19 protein-coding genes are annotated in these 16,916 nt (G+C 50.3%); 17 read left to right on the top strand and 2 right to left on the bottom strand.

All coding sequences use genetic code 11. The features are described 5' to 3' along the window. Window positions 1-25 precede the first annotated feature (25 nt). Complete coding sequence (gene ispH, locus ACN0UY_RS05210) at window positions 26-967, top strand: 4-hydroxy-3-methylbut-2-enyl diphosphate reductase (protein ID WP_417665657.1); 942 nt, start codon at window positions 26-28, stop codon at window positions 965-967. 5 nt (window positions 968-972) lie between these two features. Here ispH and ACN0UY_RS05205 read toward each other — a convergent pair whose 3' ends face one another. Further along, the gene (locus ACN0UY_RS05205; RefSeq protein WP_417665656.1) at window positions 973-1,356 is read right to left on the bottom strand and encodes a type IV pilin protein; all 384 of its coding nucleotides are present in this window, start codon (window positions 1,354-1,356) and stop codon (window positions 973-975) included. A 68-nt stretch (window positions 1,357-1,424) separates the two neighbouring features. Here ACN0UY_RS05205 and ACN0UY_RS05200 point away from each other — a divergent pair, with 68 nt between their 5' ends. From ACN0UY_RS05200 to galU, 16 genes are all read left to right on the top strand, one after another. Further along, on the top strand, window positions 1,425-1,952 hold the full coding sequence (locus ACN0UY_RS05200; RefSeq protein WP_417665655.1) for a GspH/FimT family protein: 528 nt from the start codon (window positions 1,425-1,427) through the stop codon (window positions 1,950-1,952). Further along, window positions 1,946-2,557 (top strand): prepilin-type N-terminal cleavage/methylation domain-containing protein, encoded by a 612-nt coding sequence (locus tag ACN0UY_RS05195; protein ID WP_417665654.1) that lies wholly within the window; start codon window positions 1,946-1,948, stop codon window positions 2,555-2,557. The genes ACN0UY_RS05200 and ACN0UY_RS05195 overlap by 7 nt, the downstream gene beginning before the upstream one ends. After that, the gene (locus ACN0UY_RS05190) at window positions 2,547-3,644 is read left to right on the top strand and encodes a hypothetical protein (protein ID WP_417665653.1); all 1,098 of its coding nucleotides are present in this window, start codon (window positions 2,547-2,549) and stop codon (window positions 3,642-3,644) included. Before ACN0UY_RS05195 ends, ACN0UY_RS05190 begins: the two co-directional genes overlap by 11 nt. Then, complete coding sequence (locus tag ACN0UY_RS05185; RefSeq protein ID WP_417665652.1) at window positions 3,634-5,562, top strand: type IV pilus modification PilV family protein; 1,929 nt, start codon at window positions 3,634-3,636, stop codon at window positions 5,560-5,562. The genes ACN0UY_RS05190 and ACN0UY_RS05185 overlap by 11 nt, the downstream gene beginning before the upstream one ends. Window positions 5,563-5,642: 80 nt before the next feature. Continuing rightward, on the top strand, window positions 5,643-6,287 hold the full coding sequence (ccmA, locus tag ACN0UY_RS05180) for a cytochrome c biogenesis heme-transporting ATPase CcmA (protein ID WP_417665651.1): 645 nt from the start codon (window positions 5,643-5,645) through the stop codon (window positions 6,285-6,287). Further along, on the top strand, window positions 6,280-6,963 hold the full coding sequence (ccmB, locus tag ACN0UY_RS05175; protein ID WP_128351221.1) for a heme exporter protein CcmB: 684 nt from the start codon (window positions 6,280-6,282) through the stop codon (window positions 6,961-6,963). Before ccmA ends, ccmB begins: the two co-directional genes overlap by 8 nt. A gap of 1 nt (window position 6,964) precedes the next feature. Further along, window positions 6,965-7,717, top strand: coding sequence for a heme ABC transporter permease (locus ACN0UY_RS05170; RefSeq protein ID WP_417665650.1), 753 nt, complete (start codon window positions 6,965-6,967; stop codon window positions 7,715-7,717). Then, on the top strand, window positions 7,707-7,940 hold the full coding sequence (ccmD, locus tag ACN0UY_RS05165; RefSeq protein WP_417665649.1) for a heme exporter protein CcmD: 234 nt from the start codon (window positions 7,707-7,709) through the stop codon (window positions 7,938-7,940). Before ACN0UY_RS05170 ends, ccmD begins: the two co-directional genes overlap by 11 nt. Continuing rightward, window positions 7,924-8,445 carry a cytochrome c maturation protein CcmE gene (ccmE, locus tag ACN0UY_RS05160; RefSeq protein WP_417665648.1) on the top strand — a complete coding sequence of 174 codons (522 nt, stop codon included), beginning with the start codon at window positions 7,924-7,926 and terminating at the stop codon, window positions 8,443-8,445. The genes ccmD and ccmE overlap by 17 nt, the downstream gene beginning before the upstream one ends. Next, on the top strand, window positions 8,445-10,418 hold the full coding sequence (locus ACN0UY_RS05155) for a heme lyase CcmF/NrfE family subunit (RefSeq protein ID WP_417665647.1): 1,974 nt from the start codon (window positions 8,445-8,447) through the stop codon (window positions 10,416-10,418). The genes ccmE and ACN0UY_RS05155 overlap by 1 nt, the downstream gene beginning before the upstream one ends. Next, window positions 10,405-10,980 carry a DsbE family thiol:disulfide interchange protein gene (locus ACN0UY_RS05150; protein ID WP_417665646.1) on the top strand — a complete coding sequence of 192 codons (576 nt, stop codon included), beginning with the start codon at window positions 10,405-10,407 and terminating at the stop codon, window positions 10,978-10,980. The genes ACN0UY_RS05155 and ACN0UY_RS05150 overlap by 14 nt, the downstream gene beginning before the upstream one ends. Further along, on the top strand, window positions 10,977-11,456 hold the full coding sequence (locus ACN0UY_RS05145) for a cytochrome c-type biogenesis protein (RefSeq protein ID WP_417665645.1): 480 nt from the start codon (window positions 10,977-10,979) through the stop codon (window positions 11,454-11,456). The genes ACN0UY_RS05150 and ACN0UY_RS05145 overlap by 4 nt, the downstream gene beginning before the upstream one ends. Further along, window positions 11,453-12,652: a c-type cytochrome biogenesis protein CcmI gene (gene ccmI / locus ACN0UY_RS05140; protein WP_417665644.1), complete on the top strand. Its 1,200-nt coding sequence runs from the start codon at window positions 11,453-11,455 to the stop codon at window positions 12,650-12,652. The genes ACN0UY_RS05145 and ccmI overlap by 4 nt, the downstream gene beginning before the upstream one ends. A 45-nt stretch (window positions 12,653-12,697) precedes the next feature. Continuing rightward, window positions 12,698-13,429: a VacJ family lipoprotein gene (locus ACN0UY_RS05135; RefSeq protein WP_417665643.1), complete on the top strand. Its 732-nt coding sequence runs from the start codon at window positions 12,698-12,700 to the stop codon at window positions 13,427-13,429. Between the two features lie 96 nt (window positions 13,430-13,525). Beyond that, entirely contained in the window at window positions 13,526-15,022 is a 1,497-nt protein-coding gene (locus ACN0UY_RS05130; RefSeq protein ID WP_417665642.1) for a peptide MFS transporter, read from the top strand. Window positions 15,023-15,033: 11 nt separating this feature from the next. After that, the gene (gene galU, locus ACN0UY_RS05125; protein WP_417665641.1) at window positions 15,034-15,921 is read left to right on the top strand and encodes a UTP--glucose-1-phosphate uridylyltransferase GalU; all 888 of its coding nucleotides are present in this window, start codon (window positions 15,034-15,036) and stop codon (window positions 15,919-15,921) included. Here the strand turns inward: galU and cmoB are convergent. After that, entirely contained in the window at window positions 15,918-16,898 is a 981-nt protein-coding gene (cmoB, locus tag ACN0UY_RS05120; protein WP_417665640.1) for a tRNA 5-methoxyuridine(34)/uridine 5-oxyacetic acid(34) synthase CmoB, read from the bottom strand. The two genes, galU and cmoB, sit on opposite strands and share 4 nt — an antisense overlap. Between the last annotated feature and the right edge of the window lie 18 nt (window positions 16,899-16,916).

The following is a 16,916-nucleotide window of genomic DNA, read 5'->3' as shown; positions in this document are numbered from 1 at the left end:
AGCTAATATCGCACTTGGAGTTTTTATGAATATTGTGTTGGCGAATCCGCGTGGTTTTTGTGCCGGTGTTGACCGGGCGATTACCATTGTCGAGCGCGCGTTAGAGATATTTGAACCGCCTATTTATGTGCGTCATGAAGTTGTGCATAACAAATATGTGGTGGACTCATTACGTGACCGCGGTGCGGTATTTGTGGATGAGCTGCACGAAGTGCCGGATGACAGTATTGTTATTTTCTCAGCACATGGTGTTTCGCAGGCAGTTCGTCAAGAAGCCAAAGACCGCGGCTTGCGTGTATTTGATGCAACCTGTCCGTTGGTGACCAAAGTGCATATGGAAGTGACCCGAGCCAGTCGCAAAGGCCATGAATGCGTATTGATTGGTCATGCGGGGCATCCGGAAGTAGAAGGCACCATGGGACAATACAATAATCCGCAGGGTGGCATTTATTTGGTTGAATCAACCGAAGACGTGGCCAAGCTGATGGTTAAAGACCCAACGCAATTGCATTACATGAGCCAAACTACGTTATCGGTTGATGATACAGCTGATGTGATTGATGCCTTGCGGGAAAAATTCCCAGAGGTGCAGGGGCCACGCAAAGATGATATTTGCTACGCCACTCAAAATCGTCAAGACGCCGTGCGTGAGTTAGCTGCCGAGGTTGATTTGCTATTGGTAGTTGGCGCACGCAATAGCTCCAACTCCAATCGTTTGCGCGAGCTTGCTGAAAAAATGGGCACCCCAGCTTATTTAATTGATGATGCAACCTGCATTGATAAAGCGTGGTTAGACGGTAAAGCGAATGTAGGTGTTACTGCAGGCGCTTCCGCACCTGAGGTGCTGGTGCGTGATGTGGTGAAACAACTGCAAGCGTGGGGTGGCACAACAGCGCAAGAGCGCAGTGGCCGTGAAGAAAATATTACTTTCTCCATCCCTCCAGAACTGCGCGTCGTCGAACTTTAACCACCTTACTGCCAGCAGGTGGCTGGGGTTTTTTGATCGTTTTGATTAATGCTCATTGTTGCGCAATCGGTGTCCGAAGTTTGGGCTCCGGTTGCTGTAGCCGTTAACGTATATGTTTCTGCGCCTATATTGGTAACGCTGAAAGTGTAAAACTCACTTGACGATGTAAAGCCCAAATCAGCTATAGAAGCATAGCTGGCATTACGTAATCTGTACTCTTCCTGGGCCATCTGTAATTTCATCAATTCGCCCATGGCGTCTGCCCTGCGGCCCTGTTTCACGTAGTTCGTGAAGTTCGGGTAGGCGATTGCTGCAATGATGCCTATAATTGCTACCACAATCATTAATTCGATGAGTGTCATGCCAGATAACTTTTTTTCAACTTGCATTTATTCCACCTGTTTATACTATGATTAATGCATCTGCTCATTAGTACGATAATTTTGGAACAAACGCAATGCGTCAGGGATTTACTTTACTCGAGCTTATCATCACCTTATTAATTCTCAGTATCGTGCTGGGATGGGGGGTGCCTGCGACTATTGATTTAGCGCGAACCATGCGCTTGCAAGGCGCTGCCCAAGACACCTATGCGTTGCTGCAGTATGCCCGTTCGGATGCACTGAGTAGCGGCGAGAATCGTTTTGTGGTGTGGGATGACGCCAGTGGTCAGTGGTGTGCGGCAGTAGCTGACAACGCGGACTGTGACTGTTTAACCGAAGACTGCGCTATTGATGGCGTATTGCGCCAAATCAACGGTGACGAGTACACCGGTGTAACTTTTGCATCGGCAGCATTTTCGGCAGGCGACTATACACGGTTTGACGCCATGCGAGGTTTAGCTGAAGGCAATGCCGGCACAGTGAGCTACCAATTAAAAAGTAATAATAATGTTGTTGAGCAAGAAGTTCGAGTGGTCGTGAGTCAACTCGGACGTTTACGCTATTGCCAGGTTGGCGGCGTGGGGAGTTATCCAGCATGTTAAAGCAGCGTGGCTTGTCGTTAGTTGAACTGATGATCACGATTACCTTGGGCTTGATTTTGATGGCGGCGCTAACATCTGTGTTCTCGGCCACCTTGGGCACCAACTCGCGCAGCTTAAAGCTGAGTCAATTGCAGGAAGAGTCAACTGCCGTTATGGATTTGCTGGTCGGGGACTTGCGTCGGGCTGGCTATCGCGGCGACGCCCACTTGTTAGTGGTTGACCCGGATAATGCTGTGACAGGCTTTAACAATTCGATTGTGGTGTCGCAACACCCGAGTGAAGTTGCCGCCAGTTGCTTATTGTTTGATTACGATGCTAACAACAGCAGCACGCACAATGGCGACCCTGAACGGTTTGGTTATCGTTTGCGTGAAGGGCAGGTACAGCGTCGCCAAGCTGGAGCTGCATGCGGTGATGCCGGTTGGGAAGGCTTAACCAGCCCAGATCTCATTCAAGTCGACGTTTTAGAATTTGTTTTAACCGAGCGTATGCTCGATGCAGTGAACGAACAGGTTGTCGAGGTCTTAATGGTGGTGTCTTTGCCAAGCGATGATCAAATATCACGTGAACTTGCAACAGAGGTGGTGCTTCGAAATGCATTCTAAACAAACAGGCTTCGCCACCATCACACTGACCGTGTTGTTATTGTCGATTATTATTTTAGTCACGCTTTATACCGCGCGATTCAAAGTGCAAGAACAGCGCATTATGCGCAATCACGCCAGCATGCAAGAGGCAACCATGGTTGCAGATGCTGCCATCGAACAGGTGATCATGGAAGTTGATGGTGACCGCTCAGACTTGAACCGAACTATTGCGGGCACTATTGGCGGGGCACAATATTCAGCCACGCTAGCCAGCACCTTGTTTGAAGAAACCATTCGTGGCGACGTGGAAATTGTCGATGTTGTATTAACCGCAAACTCGGCAGACACTCGCGCTACACGTACCGTACGCCAGCAAATTGCTGTGTTACCCATGATTCGCTCAGCCCCTGACACGCCAGTGGCGATTAAAGGCAGTATGAACGTTTCAGGTAACTTTGAGGTGGTGGCCAACCCCAATGGCGGTGGCGATGGCGTGCCTTTATCCATTTGGACCGAAGGTGATGTTGATATTAATGGCAGTGGCACCACCTGTGGGCAACAAGAGTACACCGAAGGCAACTGTTCATCGCAGCCATTTAGTGAGCGCGGCGAGCACGGTGTCGATATTCTCGATAATGACCCGAATTTTCCTGACGATTTGCTGGAATATTTATTTGGTGTGTCGGAACCGAAGTGGCAGGACTTACGTGACTCAGCTACCGCAATCGTTAATGGCTGTGACAGTATTGGTCCGGCTTCAACCGGCTTAATTTGGGTGATTGGTAACTGCGCCCCCAGTGTTGATATTGGCTCTACTGAGAATCCAGTTGCGTTAGTGATTCAAGACGGCAGTCTCACTATTAACGGCAGCACGGTGGTAAACGGCCTAGTGTTTGCCTTTCGCACGCCAGGTAATGTTACCGACTATGATTTAAAGCTTAACGGCGGCGCAACTATTAACGGCGCGGTGATGGCGAATTTCGACCCTGATTTATCCAATGGTACGCTGCTAGTTCGCTACCATGAAGAAGTGTTAACCAATTTGGTTAACAATGATGCATTTAAGCGAGTGACTCGAGTGGGAGGTAGCTGGCGTGATTTCTAATCAAGCATATGCACCGCGTAAGCGTGGCTTTACCTTTGTGGAAGTGCTAGTAGCACTGGTAATTATCGCCGTAGGCGTAACCGGCTTAGTAAGTTTGCAACGTACCTTTATGCAAAGCTCGGCGCGGGCGACAGAGCATTCCGCAGCTTTGGAAATTGCGCAACAACGGCTCGAAGAACTGCGATTCCAACTATTTGAAGACATCGCATCGGGTACCGATAGCGTGTTACGCGATGATAAAACCTATGCTGTAAGCTGGGCTGTCGCACCGCAATACTTTGATGGTGTGTGGCGCACGACGGGCGATCCAGACTTACCAAGTCCACTGCCACCTTCACCCGATGCCAAAATGGTGTCGATAGAAGTGGCTTGGCAAATGCGCGGTGGCGAGAATCAAATTCTAACCTTAGAAGGCTGGTTGGGGCGTATTGCCATGCGCGATGGCGGCCTGGCTGTGACGACACCACCGCCACGTAATGAACCCAGTGTTACGTATAACCCAGGTGCAGCACCTGAAGTTATCGCGGTCAAGCTTACCGAAGACGACACCGCATTGAGTTATCAGGTGAAAGAGACAACGCGACCAACACCAACGGTAATGCGAAGTGGCGACCGATTAACCGTGCGCTTTGACACGGTAACCTATGATGAAGCCACGCAAACGCAGCGCGTGGAAGACTTTATTACACTGAACTGCTCATGCATGTTTACCGGCTTTGAGTCGAGCTCGATTACCCCACACCGGTTGATCTTAAAAGACGACCGCTTGGTGCTTGATCCGAATGGCGGGCAACAAACGACTAAAATGACCGGAGTATTAAACCCGGCTGTAACTGGTCAGCCGCAGCTGTGCGATGAATGCTGTCGGAACCACCATGACAATTCCACCATGGTTAGCACAGGTAATATTTTCAAACACGACACGCAACGCAAGCAAAATGGGAATCATCGTCACTTTTATCGCGACGCTAATGGGCTTTTAGTTGAAGCGAACCAAGGTGCGAATAATGTGTACGAAGAGTCGTGTCGGATGCGCCGTATTGATGGCTGGTACGCGATGTACCCCGACTGGCAGTTCCATGCGGTAACGGTAACGTCTGCAGATTATCTGATTAATCCAGATGGCGCCGCGGTGTACACCAGTTATGTGCGTGATGTGGTTAAGTCACTGGTAATGGATTCCGCTTTACCCGCAGCCCCAAGTGGTCGAGATGTAACCGTTACACCAGGTTCGTACCAAATGATAGGCCGTGGCATTTATTTAGACGACATGTCGACCGACCATCTGCAAACAGTGCGTACCGCCATTTTGAATAACGAAGCCGACTGGATTTCGAAAGTACCTTTTTATGAGGTCAACCTGACGTTGCTGGGGCTTTGGGAAACGTCGAATCAACCCGTGGCTGATGTCACCAATGAGCCGATACAAACCATTGTCGACCCAGAGCTAAATTACTACGGAACCTACAGTCGTGGCCGGGTTAGCGCACGTGATGCTGGTGTGTCGACGATTACTATGGATGCCAGTCTGGGTAACGCCAGTGTGCTTGGTAGCTTGCCCGTGCACCCGCTTGAAGATAGTCAATTAAGTAGCAATGTGAACGTAACGGTCGATGCATCAGCGGGTGTCACGCCGCTGTATTCTATAACCGGTGAGATTTACTGTCTGCAATTTAACGGTCAGCCGTGTAAAAACACCCACTATCGTGATGTGAGCGTAAGCGGTGTGGGAATTACCTGTAGTTTCTCGAAGCAGGGTAATGCGGATACCGGTTCGTACGCATGTAACGGTATTCCTGCAGGCACTTCAACAACGGTTAATTTCGCCAAAGCAGGTTTCACCTTTACGCCTTCGTCGGTTACGGTCATTGGATTAAGCACGAACGAAGTGCATAACGTACGAATGGACGAAAATTGATACGTGAGGCTTATATGGCCTCACAAACCTGTGGTACTATCGGGTCACTTTTGTTGACCCGATAGGTTGCCTAACTTCCAATGTCTGTTGTTATTGAAACGAAACAACTCACGTCGGTTCGTGCGGGACGCACGCTCTTCTCATCGCTTTCGCTGCAACTTTGCGCCGGGGAAATTCTTCACGTTGAAGGCCCCAACGGTGCCGGTAAGTCAACACTACTACGCATTATCGCTGGCCTTTTGAGTCCGCAAGAAGGGCAGGTACTGCTGTTTGGCCAGCCTCAATATGAAGACCCTGAGCTGTGGCAACGTAACACCCTATTCATTGGGCACAAGCCTGCCGTCAAAGCTGAACTCACCGCTTTAGAGAATTTACATTATCAAAGTCAATTTGATGGTGCTGAACACGTTGATGCGTGGCATTTGTTAGAAACCGTTGGTCTGCTGGGGCTCGAGGATCTTCCGGCCCAACAACTTTCTGCGGGACAACAGCGCCGAATTGCGCTTGCGCGACTCTGGTACAGCACGGCACCTTTATGGATTCTTGACGAACCTTTTACCGCACTTGATAGCCGTGGTATCGAATTGTTGCACGAGCGCTTTGAGCATCATATTGACCAGGGAGGCGCGCTATTGCTTACCTCGCATCAGCCATTAACGTGGTCTGGGGAACGATTACAAAAAATACGCATCGAACCCCATGACGAGGCGCTTAGCTATGAATAACGCAAGCACTTGGCGCATATTAAAAACACTGATGCGACGTGACTTAGCCGTGGCACTGCGACGGCGCAGTGATGTTATTAATCCACTGTTATTTGTTTTAATCGTGGTCACTCTATTTCCGCTGGCTGTGGGGCCAGGGCCTGATATTTTAGGGCGCATCGCCACAGGGGTGATTTGGGTGGCGGCGTTGTTGTCTGCGTTGCTGGGTTCTGAACGTTTGTTTCGGGATGATTTTCTTGACGGCAGCCTCGAGCAAATGGTGTTGCTGCCGGCGCCACTGCCAGCGCTTGCGCTGGGTAAAATTGTGGTGCATTGGTTGCTCAGTGGCCTGCCGCTGGTGATCCTAGCGCCGCTTTGCGCATTATTATTAAAACTGCCGTTTGAAGCTTGGGGCACGTTAATGCTCACTCTCTTAGTGGGTACCCCCATGTTGAGTGCAATGACTGCCGTCGGCGCTGCGCTCACGGTGAGTTTAGGGCGCGGCGGCGCGCTGTTAAGTTTATTGTTGTTGCCGTTGTTTATCCCTTTGTTGATATTTGCGGCTGCGGCAGTTGAGAGTACGCTAGTGGGTACATCTGCATACGGGCAAGTGGTATTATTGGCAGGGTTAATGTTACTGACGCTAACGTTAGCGCCTTTGGCGGTGGCTGCAGCAATACGAGTGAGCGTGAATTAATATGTGGAAATGGTTACATCCATACGCCAAAGGCGAAGCAACGTTTCGATTATTAGGGGCTTGGCTACCGTGGTTGAGCGGTTTGGCACTCATCTTGGTTTCCGTGGGTCTGGTTTGGGGGCTGTTTTATGCGCCACCGGACTACCAGCAAGGTGACAGTTACCGAATTATCTTTATTCATGTACCGGCCGCCATGTTCTCGATGGGCGCCTACACCGGCATGGCCATTGCAGCGCTGATCGCACTGGTTTGGCAAATTCGCACGGCGGAATGGGCTATTGCTGCAATCGCCCCCGTTGGCGCGGTGCTAACCTTTGTCGCGTTGTTTACCGGCGCTGTATGGGGCAAACCCATGTGGGGTACTTGGTGGGAATGGGACGCGCGGCTTACGTCTGAATTGATTTTGTTGTTTCTTTATATCGGTGTGCTGGCATTGTATTACGCATTTAATGATGCGCGCACTGGGGCCAAAGCGGCGGCTATTCTGTCGCTGGTTGGCGTGGTGAATGTACCGATTATTCATTTTTCAGTGTATTGGTGGAACTCGTTGCACCAAGGCGCCACCATTACCAAGTTTTCAAAACCTTCGATGCCACCGGAAATGTTGATTCCGCTGTTGATAAGCATCGCTGGCTTTTTGTTCCTAACGGCTGCGCTTGTTACGCAGCGTTTACGTAATGAAATATTAAAGCAAGAGTTGCACCGCCCATGGGCTATGCAGCAACTGGGTGTGGAGGCCAACAATGGCGTTTAATAGTTGGCAAGAAGTGATTTGGATGGATGGCTACGGCTTTTATGTGTGGCTATCGTTCGGCGTATCGATTTTAGCTGTCGGCTTGTTGGTGGTGCACGGGTTGCTCACTCGAAAAACGCTGGCACGTATGGCCGTTCAAGAACAGCAGCGGCAACAGCGGTTGGCGCGTCGTAAACAGCAAGAGCGTAGTAGGAGTAAGAGTACTAATGATTCCACGTCGTAAAAAACGCCTCGCATGGGTACTGTCGTTAATTATTGGCGTAGCCGCAGCGATAAGTTTGATTCTGTACGCGTTAACGCAAAATATTGATTTGTTCTACACCCCATCAGAAATGGTTGATGGTAAAGGGCCAGATAAAGTACGCCCTGAAATTGGTCAGCGTTTACGGGTTGGCGGTATGGTGGTTGAAGGGTCGGTTAAGCGCGACCCACAAACGTTGGAAGTGAGTTTCCAAGTCACTGATACCGGTCCGGAAGTTACCGTGTTGTATACCGGGATTTTACCGGACTTATTCCGCGAAGGTCAGGGCATTGTGGCGCAAGGTGTGCTGATTGAACCTCGCGTGTTAAAAGCTACCGAAGTACTGGCGAAGCATGACGAAGAATACATGCCGCCGGAATTGGCTGAGGCCATGAAGGGTATCAAGCACGTGAATCCAAACCAACCGGATTATACCGGTTCTGATAACGACTCGAACGACAAAAAAAATGAGTCGGGGAATTACTAATGATTGCTGAATTTGGACAATTGACGCTGGCGGTTGCGCTGGCGTTTTCCGTATTGTTAGCGATTTATCCATTGTGGGGTGCGTGGCGCGGACACAGTGGCGCAATGTTGTTGGCGCGGCCGCTGGCCTATGGTCAGTTTGTGTTCACTGCGCTTTCTTATGCGGCGCTAACCTACGGCTTTATCGTTAACGACTTCAGTATTTCCTATGTTGCCCACAACTCGAACACGGCGTTGCCATTGGCGTATCGTATCACTGCGGTATGGGGTTCGCACGAAGGTTCGTTTTTGCTGTGGATGCTTATGCAGGCCGGCTGGATAGCAGCCGTTGCGATGTTTTCACGCCGTATGCCACTAACGATGATGGCCCGCGTACTCGCGATATTAGGCTTGATAAGTATTGGCTTCTATTTATTCATGATGAGCGTGTCGAATCCATTCGACCGCGCGCTGCCACTTATTCCCGTTGATGGCCGCGATTTAAACCCGCTGCTGCAAGACCCCGGCATGATTGTTCATCCTCCCTTGCTATACATGGGGTACGTCGGTTTCTCGGTTGCCTTTGCGTTCGCGATAGCCGCATTAATCAGTGGCAAGTTGGACGCGTCGTGGGCACGTTGGTCGCGCCCTTGGGCAACCGCTGCATGGTGTTTTCTCACGGTAGGCATTGCGCTGGGTAGCTGGTGGGCATACTACGAACTTGGCTGGGGCGGCTGGTGGTTCTGGGATCCAGTGGAAAACGCAAGCTTTATGCCTTGGTTGGTGGGTACTGCATTAATTCACTCATTGGCGGTTACTGAAAAGCGCGGGGCCTTTAAATCGTGGACGGTACTGCTGGCCATTTCCGCATTTAGCTTAAGTTTGCTGGGCACCTTCCTGGTACGTTCTGGCGTGATTGTGTCGGTGCATGCGTTTGCGACTGACCCAGCCCGTGGCTTGTTTATTCTTGGTTTGCTTGCCGTTGTTATTGGCGGTTCGTTATTGCTGTTTGCGCTGCGCGCAGGTGCAGTAAACAGCCATACCAAATATGAAGCGGTGTCACGTGAAGTGATGTTACTCGGTAACAACATTTTATTGATGGCTGCCACTTTGGTGGTCCTGCTCGGTACTTTGTTGCCATTGGTGCATAAAGAGCTTGGTTTAGGCTCGATTTCAATTGGTGAACCCTTCTTCAATAGCATGTTTACCTGGTTGATTGTGCCCTTTGTATTCCTGATGGGGCTTGGTCCGTTATTCCGCTGGCGTCGACAAGAGCTTAAGGCCATTCGCAGCGATTTGATATTGGCCTTTGTATTGGCGCTTGGTTTAGGCCTGGCATTACCATACCTGCTGGCTGATCAAGTGGTTGCTATTACCGTACTTGGCTTGGTCATGGCGTTATGGATTGTGTTAACGCTACTGACTGAGTTGAAACAACGGATTCAACAACGTGGTCAGGGTTTGGCGAGCTTAACCAAATTGGGCCGCAGCCACTGGGGCATGGTGCTGGGGCACTTAGGCTTCGCGGTGGCGTTAGTGGGTATTGCTGCGGTAAGCCAATACGAAGTGGAGCGCGATGTTAGGTTAGCACCGGGCGAGTCGGTGCAGATTGAACAGTATCGTTTTCAATTCGATTACTTAAGCCAACAGCAAGGGCCGAATTACATTGCCGATCATGCCGAATTTTCAGTGTATAAAAACGACCGTAAAATAGCCGACTTGGTTACTGAGAAGCGTTTTTATACTGTGCAACGTATGAGCATGACGGAAGTAGGCCTGGACTCAGGCTTCTTACGTGACCTGTATGTCGCGTTAGGTGAACCGTTGCAAGATGCAGACAGCCCTGATGCCTGGGCTGTACGAATTTACATTAAGCCATTCGTGCGCTGGATTTGGTTAGGTGCAATTATTATGGCGCTTGGTGGCGCACTGGCGATGAGTGATAAACGTTACCGTTCACAACGCAAACAACGAGGTAGTTATGGCACAGCGTAGTCGATTGCGTTGGGTAGTGTTAGCGCTGCCCCTGTTAGCCTTCTTGTGGTTAACCATATTTCTTTTACGTGGCTTATTTTCGGACCCTACCGAACTAAGCTCTGCGCTGGTGGGTAAGCCGGTGCCGCAGTTTGAACTGCCCGATATTTATGATACCCAAAAAATTCATACGGAGAGTGTGCTGCAAGGTCGGCCGATGTTGATGAATGTTTGGGCTACCTGGTGCCCGACGTGCCGTGCTGAGCATGAATATTTAAACAAATTGGCAGCGCAGGATGTGTACATTGTTGGGTTAAATTACAAAGATGACTCACGCGCAAAAGCAGTCAATTGGCTCAATACGCTTGGTGACCCTTACCAAGTAAATTTGTTTGACGAGCGTGGCATGGTGGCGATTGATTTCGGTGTATACGGTGCCCCGGAAACCTTTTTAATTAACGCCGCCGGCGAAGTTGTGTATCGCCATGTTGGTGATGTAAACGAACGGGTTTGGAACAATGTACTGGGGCCGCAATATGAGCGTTTAATGGCGGACTACACTGCAGCAGGAGGTACACCATGATGCGTTCATTGTGGCTAGCTGCGGTGTTGGCATGCTTCAGTGTTATCAGTGTGGCGTACGCGGTTAATCTGGAAACCTATAAGTTTGACGACCCGCAAAAAGAAGCGCTTTTTCGTGAGTTGATTGACGAAATACGCTGCCCGAAATGTCAAAACCAAACCATCGGCGATTCCGATGCCGCGTTGGCAAAAGACTTGCGCGACAGGGCCTATTTGATGGTTCAGCAGGGTGCGAGCAAGCAAGACGTGGTGGACTATATGGTCGCGCGCTACGGTGATTTCGCTTATTATCGCCCGCCAATGAGGCTAAGCACGCTGGTGCTGTGGATTGGGCCCTTGCTGGTAATTGTTATCGGTACTGGCGTAATTTTTGTGCGCGTTCGTGCGCGCAATAACGCTGAAGTGGAAATGAGCGAGCAAGAACAACAACAGCTTGATGCGTTACGCGCTGGGAAACAACAGGACAAGTCGTCATGATGGTACATATCGCTTTAATTATCGCTGTGGCATTGGCTGGTGGGCTATTTTTCCTGCTCATCGGTCGGCGGCAGCGTGATCAGCAGCGCACGCGACTTGATGTAAACCGCGAGTTGTACGAACAACGTAAGCTTGAACTGGTGCAAGAGCGTGAAGATGGTCTGCTGAACGAAAATGCATTTAAGCGCGCTAACTCTGAACTGGATAAGCGCTTTGTTACCGAAAACTCAGAACTAGAGCAGGTACACGATCAGCAAGTAGGGCGTCATATATGGTTGCCAGCAGTGGTTATCGTAGTGCTTACTGTGGTGCTGTATAGTTTGTTTGGTAGCTGGAGCCTGCAACGTGAGGCTGACAGAGCGTTGGAGCAATTGCCGGAGCTGGGTAAAAAAGTTTTAACCAACAGTGATGCGCAAACCACCCGCGAAGAGCTGGAAACTTTTGCTCTGGGCCTGCGTCAGCGTTTAGCGAAAGAGCCTGATGATGCGGTCGCATGGTTGGTTTATGCGCGCTCCATGAGTGCTTTGGGACAGTTGGAACAGTCGATAGAAGCCTATAAAAAATCATTAAGTATGGAACCTGATCGCGTCGGTACTTTATTGAGTTACGCGCAATTATTATTGCAAACCGGCGATGAAAGTTTCATGCCCGAAGCAGCACGTAATCTGCAGCGCGTACTGGAACAAGAGCCCAGCAACGAAGAGGCGCTATCATTACTTGGTTTTGTAGCGTTTCAGCGTGGCGATTGGGAACAAGCAATTACTGCGTGGGAATTGTTGTTGCAACAAATTCCAAAAGCCGATGAACGCTATCAGCCAGTCGCAGCGGCGGTTGCTGATGCCAAGCAGCGCTTATCAGCAACTGAGCAGCAGCTCACGGTGACAGTGACGGTTTCAACTGTGGTACGTGAGCAAATTCCTGCGGGGGCGACATTGTTTGTGTACGTGCGCGCACCGGAAGGGCCTGGCATGCCAGCAGCGGTGATTCGTCAACCCGTAGGGGAGTTCCCGGTAACCGTGACCTTATCGGATGCCAATGCCATGTTGCCTGACTATCGCATGAGTCAGTTGAACCAATGGCAGGTGATGGCACGTATATCTGCTGATGAAAGAATTGATGCGGCACCAGGCGATTTTGATGCCGAACCAGTGATTATTGAACCGTCTACCACGCAGGTAGAACTAAAAATTCAATAACGACTAACCATTAACGAATAACGATTGACGGACATCGGAGTAGTCATGAAACGAATGTTAGCTATCGCTGCAGTTGCCATCTTGGCAAGCGGTTGCGCCACCACACCGGAAGAAGATACTTGGGCGGATCAGCGCGATCCTTTCGAAAGCATCAACCGTGACGTGTGGGACTTTAATGAAGAGTTGGACGATGCTGTACTCCGCCCTACGGCGAAAGCATACAGCAAGGTGCCGCAACCGATTCGGACAGGTTTGCTTAACGCCGTTGAGAACCTCGACGAAGTGTCATCGATTGTTAACAATGCGCTGCAGGGCAAAGCCGTTGATGCTGGCGTCAGCTTTTGGCGCTTCACCATCAATAGCAGTATTGGCATTTTGGGGCTGTTCGATGTGGCAACTGAAATAGGTATCAACCGACGCCAAGAAGGTTTTGGCGAGGTGTTGGCGTACTATGGCGTTGGTGATGGCCCATATTTGATGTTGCCAGCTATGGGACCAACCGTACCCGTCGACCGTGGTGGCGATGTGGTTGATGGCATGTACTTTCCGCTCGATAACCTAAATGGACCGACAAGCGTTGCGCGCTGGGTGATTAAAGGCTTGGAAGCACGCATTCAGGTGATGGATTTAGAACCCATGCTGGAAGATTCGCTGGATCCCTATTCGTTTGTTAAAGAGTCCTATTTCCAGCGCTGGCAAGATAAAGTTTACGACGGCAATCCGCCAGCCCCACCCGAAGAAGAACAGCTGGATGAAGATTTTTACGACCAGTTTTAACCCCAGAAGCCTTGCGCCGCGCAAGGCTTCTGCGTTATAAAAGCCAGTCACTTTTATAACTTCCATAACTATAACTAAATTATTTGAGGAATATTTATGAGCCAGGCGCCTTCTAAGTCAGAACTTTGGGGTCACCCAAAGGGCCTGTATGTGCTTTTTACCGCCGAAATGTGGGAACGCTTTTCGTACTACGGTATGCGTGCACTATTAGTTTTAACCCTCGTTGCAGCGACTGAAGCCGCAAACCCGGGTTTTGGTATGACCGACGCAGAAGCGTTGTCGCTTTACGGTATGTACACGGGCTTGGTTTATTTTACACCGCTTATTGGTGGTTGGTTGGCAGATAATTTCTTGGGCCAACGAAAGTCAATTCTGCTTGGTGGTCTATTAATGGCCGCAGCACAATTTACCTTGTTCGCTGCAACACCGCATAGCATTGAGTTGTTTTACGTTGGTTTAGGTATTCTGATTGCCGGTAATGGTCTATTTAAGCCGAATATATCCACCATCGTGGGCGACCTTTATAGCCAAGGTGATGCGCGTCGCGACAGTGCGTTTTCAATTTTTTACATGGGAATTAACCTCGGTGCCTTTATTGCCCCACTGATTACCTCAACGCTGGGCGAAAGTGCCGATTACGGTTGGCGCTGGGGCTATTTCGCCGCCGGTGTTGGTATGACCCTAGCTGTGATCACGCAAGGCTTGTTCTTCCAGAAATACCTCGGTGATGTAGGTAAAATACCGGGCGCTAAACGTGACCGCGATGCCGCTGGTGGCGTGAAAAAGCCACTGACCAAAATTGAGCACGACCGTTTACGCGTTATCTTGTTCTTGTTCGTATTTGTTACCGTATTCTGGCTCGCCTTCGAGCAAGCCGGTGGCTTAATGAACATTTATGCCGATCGTTTCACCGATCGAATGATAGGCGCTACCGAAGTGCCGGCGGGTTACTTCCAGTCACTAAACCCATTATTTATTCTTTTGTTTGCACCGCTATTCTCGTTTTTGTGGATGTGGCTGCACAAAAAAGACAAGAGCCCAGACGCGCCAATTAAAGTATTTACCGGCTTAATTCTTACCTCAATTGGTTTCGTGTTTTTGATACTCGGCTTGTTCGAAATTCAGGTAACCGGTAAAGCCAATATGATGTGGCTGGTACTTGCGTACATGTTCCATACCTTGGGTGAACTCTGTATCTCACCAGTTGGCTTGTCATTAATGACCAAGCTAGCTCCATTACGCCTCGCGTCACTGGTTATGGGTATTTGGTTCTTAATGCCTGCCATTGCGAGCTACTTAGCCGGCATGGTTGGCGCATTTAGCGAAGAAGCAGACAAGTATTCGTTCTCGATTAATTTAGCTCAATCGATTGGCCTTGAAGCACAATATTCGGGATTACTCGTTGTGTTCGGCGGTGTCGCCGTAGGGCTGTTGTTCTTTGCTGTAGTGTTGTGGTTGATTTCTGGCATGTTGGTTAATTGGATGCACGGTGCTGAACGCGCCGCACCAACCACCGCAGTTGAAGGCGTTGAGCAAGAACTTGAAGCTGTTGCCGAGCATGAAGGCTTAGGCGACAAAGCAAAAAATCAATAGGACTGTAAAGCATGGTGAAGAAAGTTGTTATTCCGGTGGCAGGTCTAGGGACTCGGATGCTGCCAGCAACCAAAGCAATTCCAAAAGAAATGCTGCCGTTGGTTGACCGGCCGTTAATTCAGTACATTGTTGAAGAATGCGCCGCTGCGGGGCTTACCGATATTATCTTGGTGACGCACTCGAGCAAAGCGGCCATTGAAAACCATTTTGACTCGAATTACGAGTTGGAAGATATGCTGGAGAAGCGCGCGAAAGAGCAACTTTTGGCTGAAGTGCGGGCAATTTGCCCGCCTAACGTCACCATTATGGCTGTGCGCCAAGACGAAGCAAAAGGCCTAGGCCATGCGGTGCTTTGCGCGCGGCCATTGATTGATGATCAGCCGTTCGCTGTGGTGTTACCTGATGTGCTCGTGGATGCAGCAAGTTGCGACTTAGCCCGCGACAACATGGCGGAAATGGTCGCCAACTTCAATGCCTCGGGCGCAGCCCAGGTCATGGTTGAAAAAGTACCCCATTCGTTAACCAACCAATACGGTATCGCTGATATCGATGGGGTGCAATTGCAGCCAGGCGCGCAGGCACCAATAAAGCGCTTAGTTGAGAAGCCACCAGTGGCTGAAGCCCCATCAGATTTAGCTGTGGTTGGCCGTTATGTGTTTCCGGCAGCGTTGTGGGCTTTGTTGGAGCGCACACCGGTTGGTGCTGGCAACGAAATCCAATTAACCGATGCCATGGCCATGCTGCTCGAGCAGCAACCGGTCAATGCGTATTACATGAAAGGTCGCAGTCACGACTGTGGTAACAAGCTTGGCTACGCACAAGCTTTTGTCGAGCACGCAATGCGCCACCCGGCAATTGCTGACGAATTCAAGGCATGGCTCTTAACGAACAACGACTAACGATTCGCTATAATCACTGCGCGGCGAGGGGCTGGGAAGCCTTCAATCGTTCGTGTGGGGTCTTTTGGATCTAAAAAGTCTGCTAACGACTGGCCTTGCATCCATTCGGTGGCGCGTTGTTCTTCCAGCGTGGTGACGGACTCGTCGACCACGCGGGCATTTTTAAAGCCGCAGCGCTCCATCCAATGCAGCAGCGCGGCGGTGCTTGGAATAAACCACACGTTGCGCATTTTTGCGTAGGTTTCGCCTGGTACTAACACGGTATGCTCGTCGCCTTCTACCACGAGGGTTTCTAAGACCAACTCGCCGCCGGGCTTCAATTGAGCGCGCAATTGCGTGAGAAAATCGATGGGAGAGCGGCGGTGATACAGCACGCCCATACTGAACACGGTGTCAAACGCGCGCAGCTCGGGTAAGTCTTCAACGCCTAACGGAAACCAATGCGCACGTTCAGCTAGTTCTTTCGGCATAAAGTGCCGTATGGCCATAAACTGGGCCATAAACAGCTGACCGGGGTCAACGCCCCAAACTTGTTCTGCGCCACTTTCAAGCATGCGCCACAGGTGATAGCCGCTGCCACAGCCAACATCGAGCACTTGCCGGCCGCTTAAGTCACCATTGTTGCTCAAATGTGGGGCGACGCGTTGCCATTTAAAATCTGAACGCCACTCTGTATCAATGTGCACGCCGTGCAAGTTAAATGGACCTTTGCGCCAGGGTGTGAGCTGCATCATGAGGCCACGTATGCGGTTTTGTTGCCCTTCGGAGATGTCGTCACTGGTCACGGTCACGGTGTCGGCTAGGCTGACGTGCTGTGCTGCTAGTTCAGGCAACTGCTCGACACAACGTAGCCATTTCGGCAATTCACCGTGCTGTTGTTCTTTTTGCCATGTTTCGAGTTGCGCGGGCAACGTCGTTAGCCAGTGTTGCAGAGGTGACTCTGCGACAGCAATAAGGTCTTTGGCAAAAAGGTTCATGGTTTCTCCGGTTGTTTT

The organism is Pseudidiomarina sp. (assembly GCF_048268165.1).
Lineage (GTDB): Bacteria > Pseudomonadota > Gammaproteobacteria > Enterobacterales > Alteromonadaceae > Pseudidiomarina.
This window is presented reverse-complemented; position numbering and strand designations above follow the sequence as displayed.

Coding starts and splice junctions, on each gene's coding strand:
- ispH (WP_417665657.1), top strand. CDS start 26: ATGAATATTGTGTTGGCGAATCCGCGTGGTTTTTGTGCCGGTGTTGAC.
- ACN0UY_RS05205 (WP_417665656.1), bottom strand. CDS start 1,356: ATGCAAGTTGAAAAAAAGTTATCTGGCATGACACTCATCGAATTAATG.
- ACN0UY_RS05200 (WP_417665655.1), top strand. CDS start 1,425: ATGCGTCAGGGATTTACTTTACTCGAGCTTATCATCACCTTATTAATT.
- ACN0UY_RS05195 (WP_417665654.1), top strand. CDS start 1,946: ATGTTAAAGCAGCGTGGCTTGTCGTTAGTTGAACTGATGATCACGATT.
- ACN0UY_RS05190 (WP_417665653.1), top strand. CDS start 2,547: ATGCATTCTAAACAAACAGGCTTCGCCACCATCACACTGACCGTGTTG.
- ccmA (WP_417665651.1), top strand. CDS start 5,643: ATGTCTGTTGTTATTGAAACGAAACAACTCACGTCGGTTCGTGCGGGA.
- ccmB (WP_128351221.1), top strand. CDS start 6,280: ATGAATAACGCAAGCACTTGGCGCATATTAAAAACACTGATGCGACGT.
- ACN0UY_RS05170 (WP_417665650.1), top strand. CDS start 6,965: ATGTGGAAATGGTTACATCCATACGCCAAAGGCGAAGCAACGTTTCGA.
- ccmD (WP_417665649.1), top strand. CDS start 7,707: ATGGCGTTTAATAGTTGGCAAGAAGTGATTTGGATGGATGGCTACGGC.
- ccmE (WP_417665648.1), top strand. CDS start 7,924: ATGATTCCACGTCGTAAAAAACGCCTCGCATGGGTACTGTCGTTAATT.
- ACN0UY_RS05155 (WP_417665647.1), top strand. CDS start 8,445: ATGATTGCTGAATTTGGACAATTGACGCTGGCGGTTGCGCTGGCGTTT.
- ACN0UY_RS05150 (WP_417665646.1), top strand. CDS start 10,405: ATGGCACAGCGTAGTCGATTGCGTTGGGTAGTGTTAGCGCTGCCCCTG.
- ACN0UY_RS05145 (WP_417665645.1), top strand. CDS start 10,977: ATGATGCGTTCATTGTGGCTAGCTGCGGTGTTGGCATGCTTCAGTGTT.
- ccmI (WP_417665644.1), top strand. CDS start 11,453: ATGATGGTACATATCGCTTTAATTATCGCTGTGGCATTGGCTGGTGGG.
- ACN0UY_RS05135 (WP_417665643.1), top strand. CDS start 12,698: ATGAAACGAATGTTAGCTATCGCTGCAGTTGCCATCTTGGCAAGCGGT.
- ACN0UY_RS05130 (WP_417665642.1), top strand. CDS start 13,526: ATGAGCCAGGCGCCTTCTAAGTCAGAACTTTGGGGTCACCCAAAGGGC.
- galU (WP_417665641.1), top strand. CDS start 15,034: ATGGTGAAGAAAGTTGTTATTCCGGTGGCAGGTCTAGGGACTCGGATG.
- cmoB (WP_417665640.1), bottom strand. CDS start 16,898: ATGAACCTTTTTGCCAAAGACCTTATTGCTGTCGCAGAGTCACCTCTG.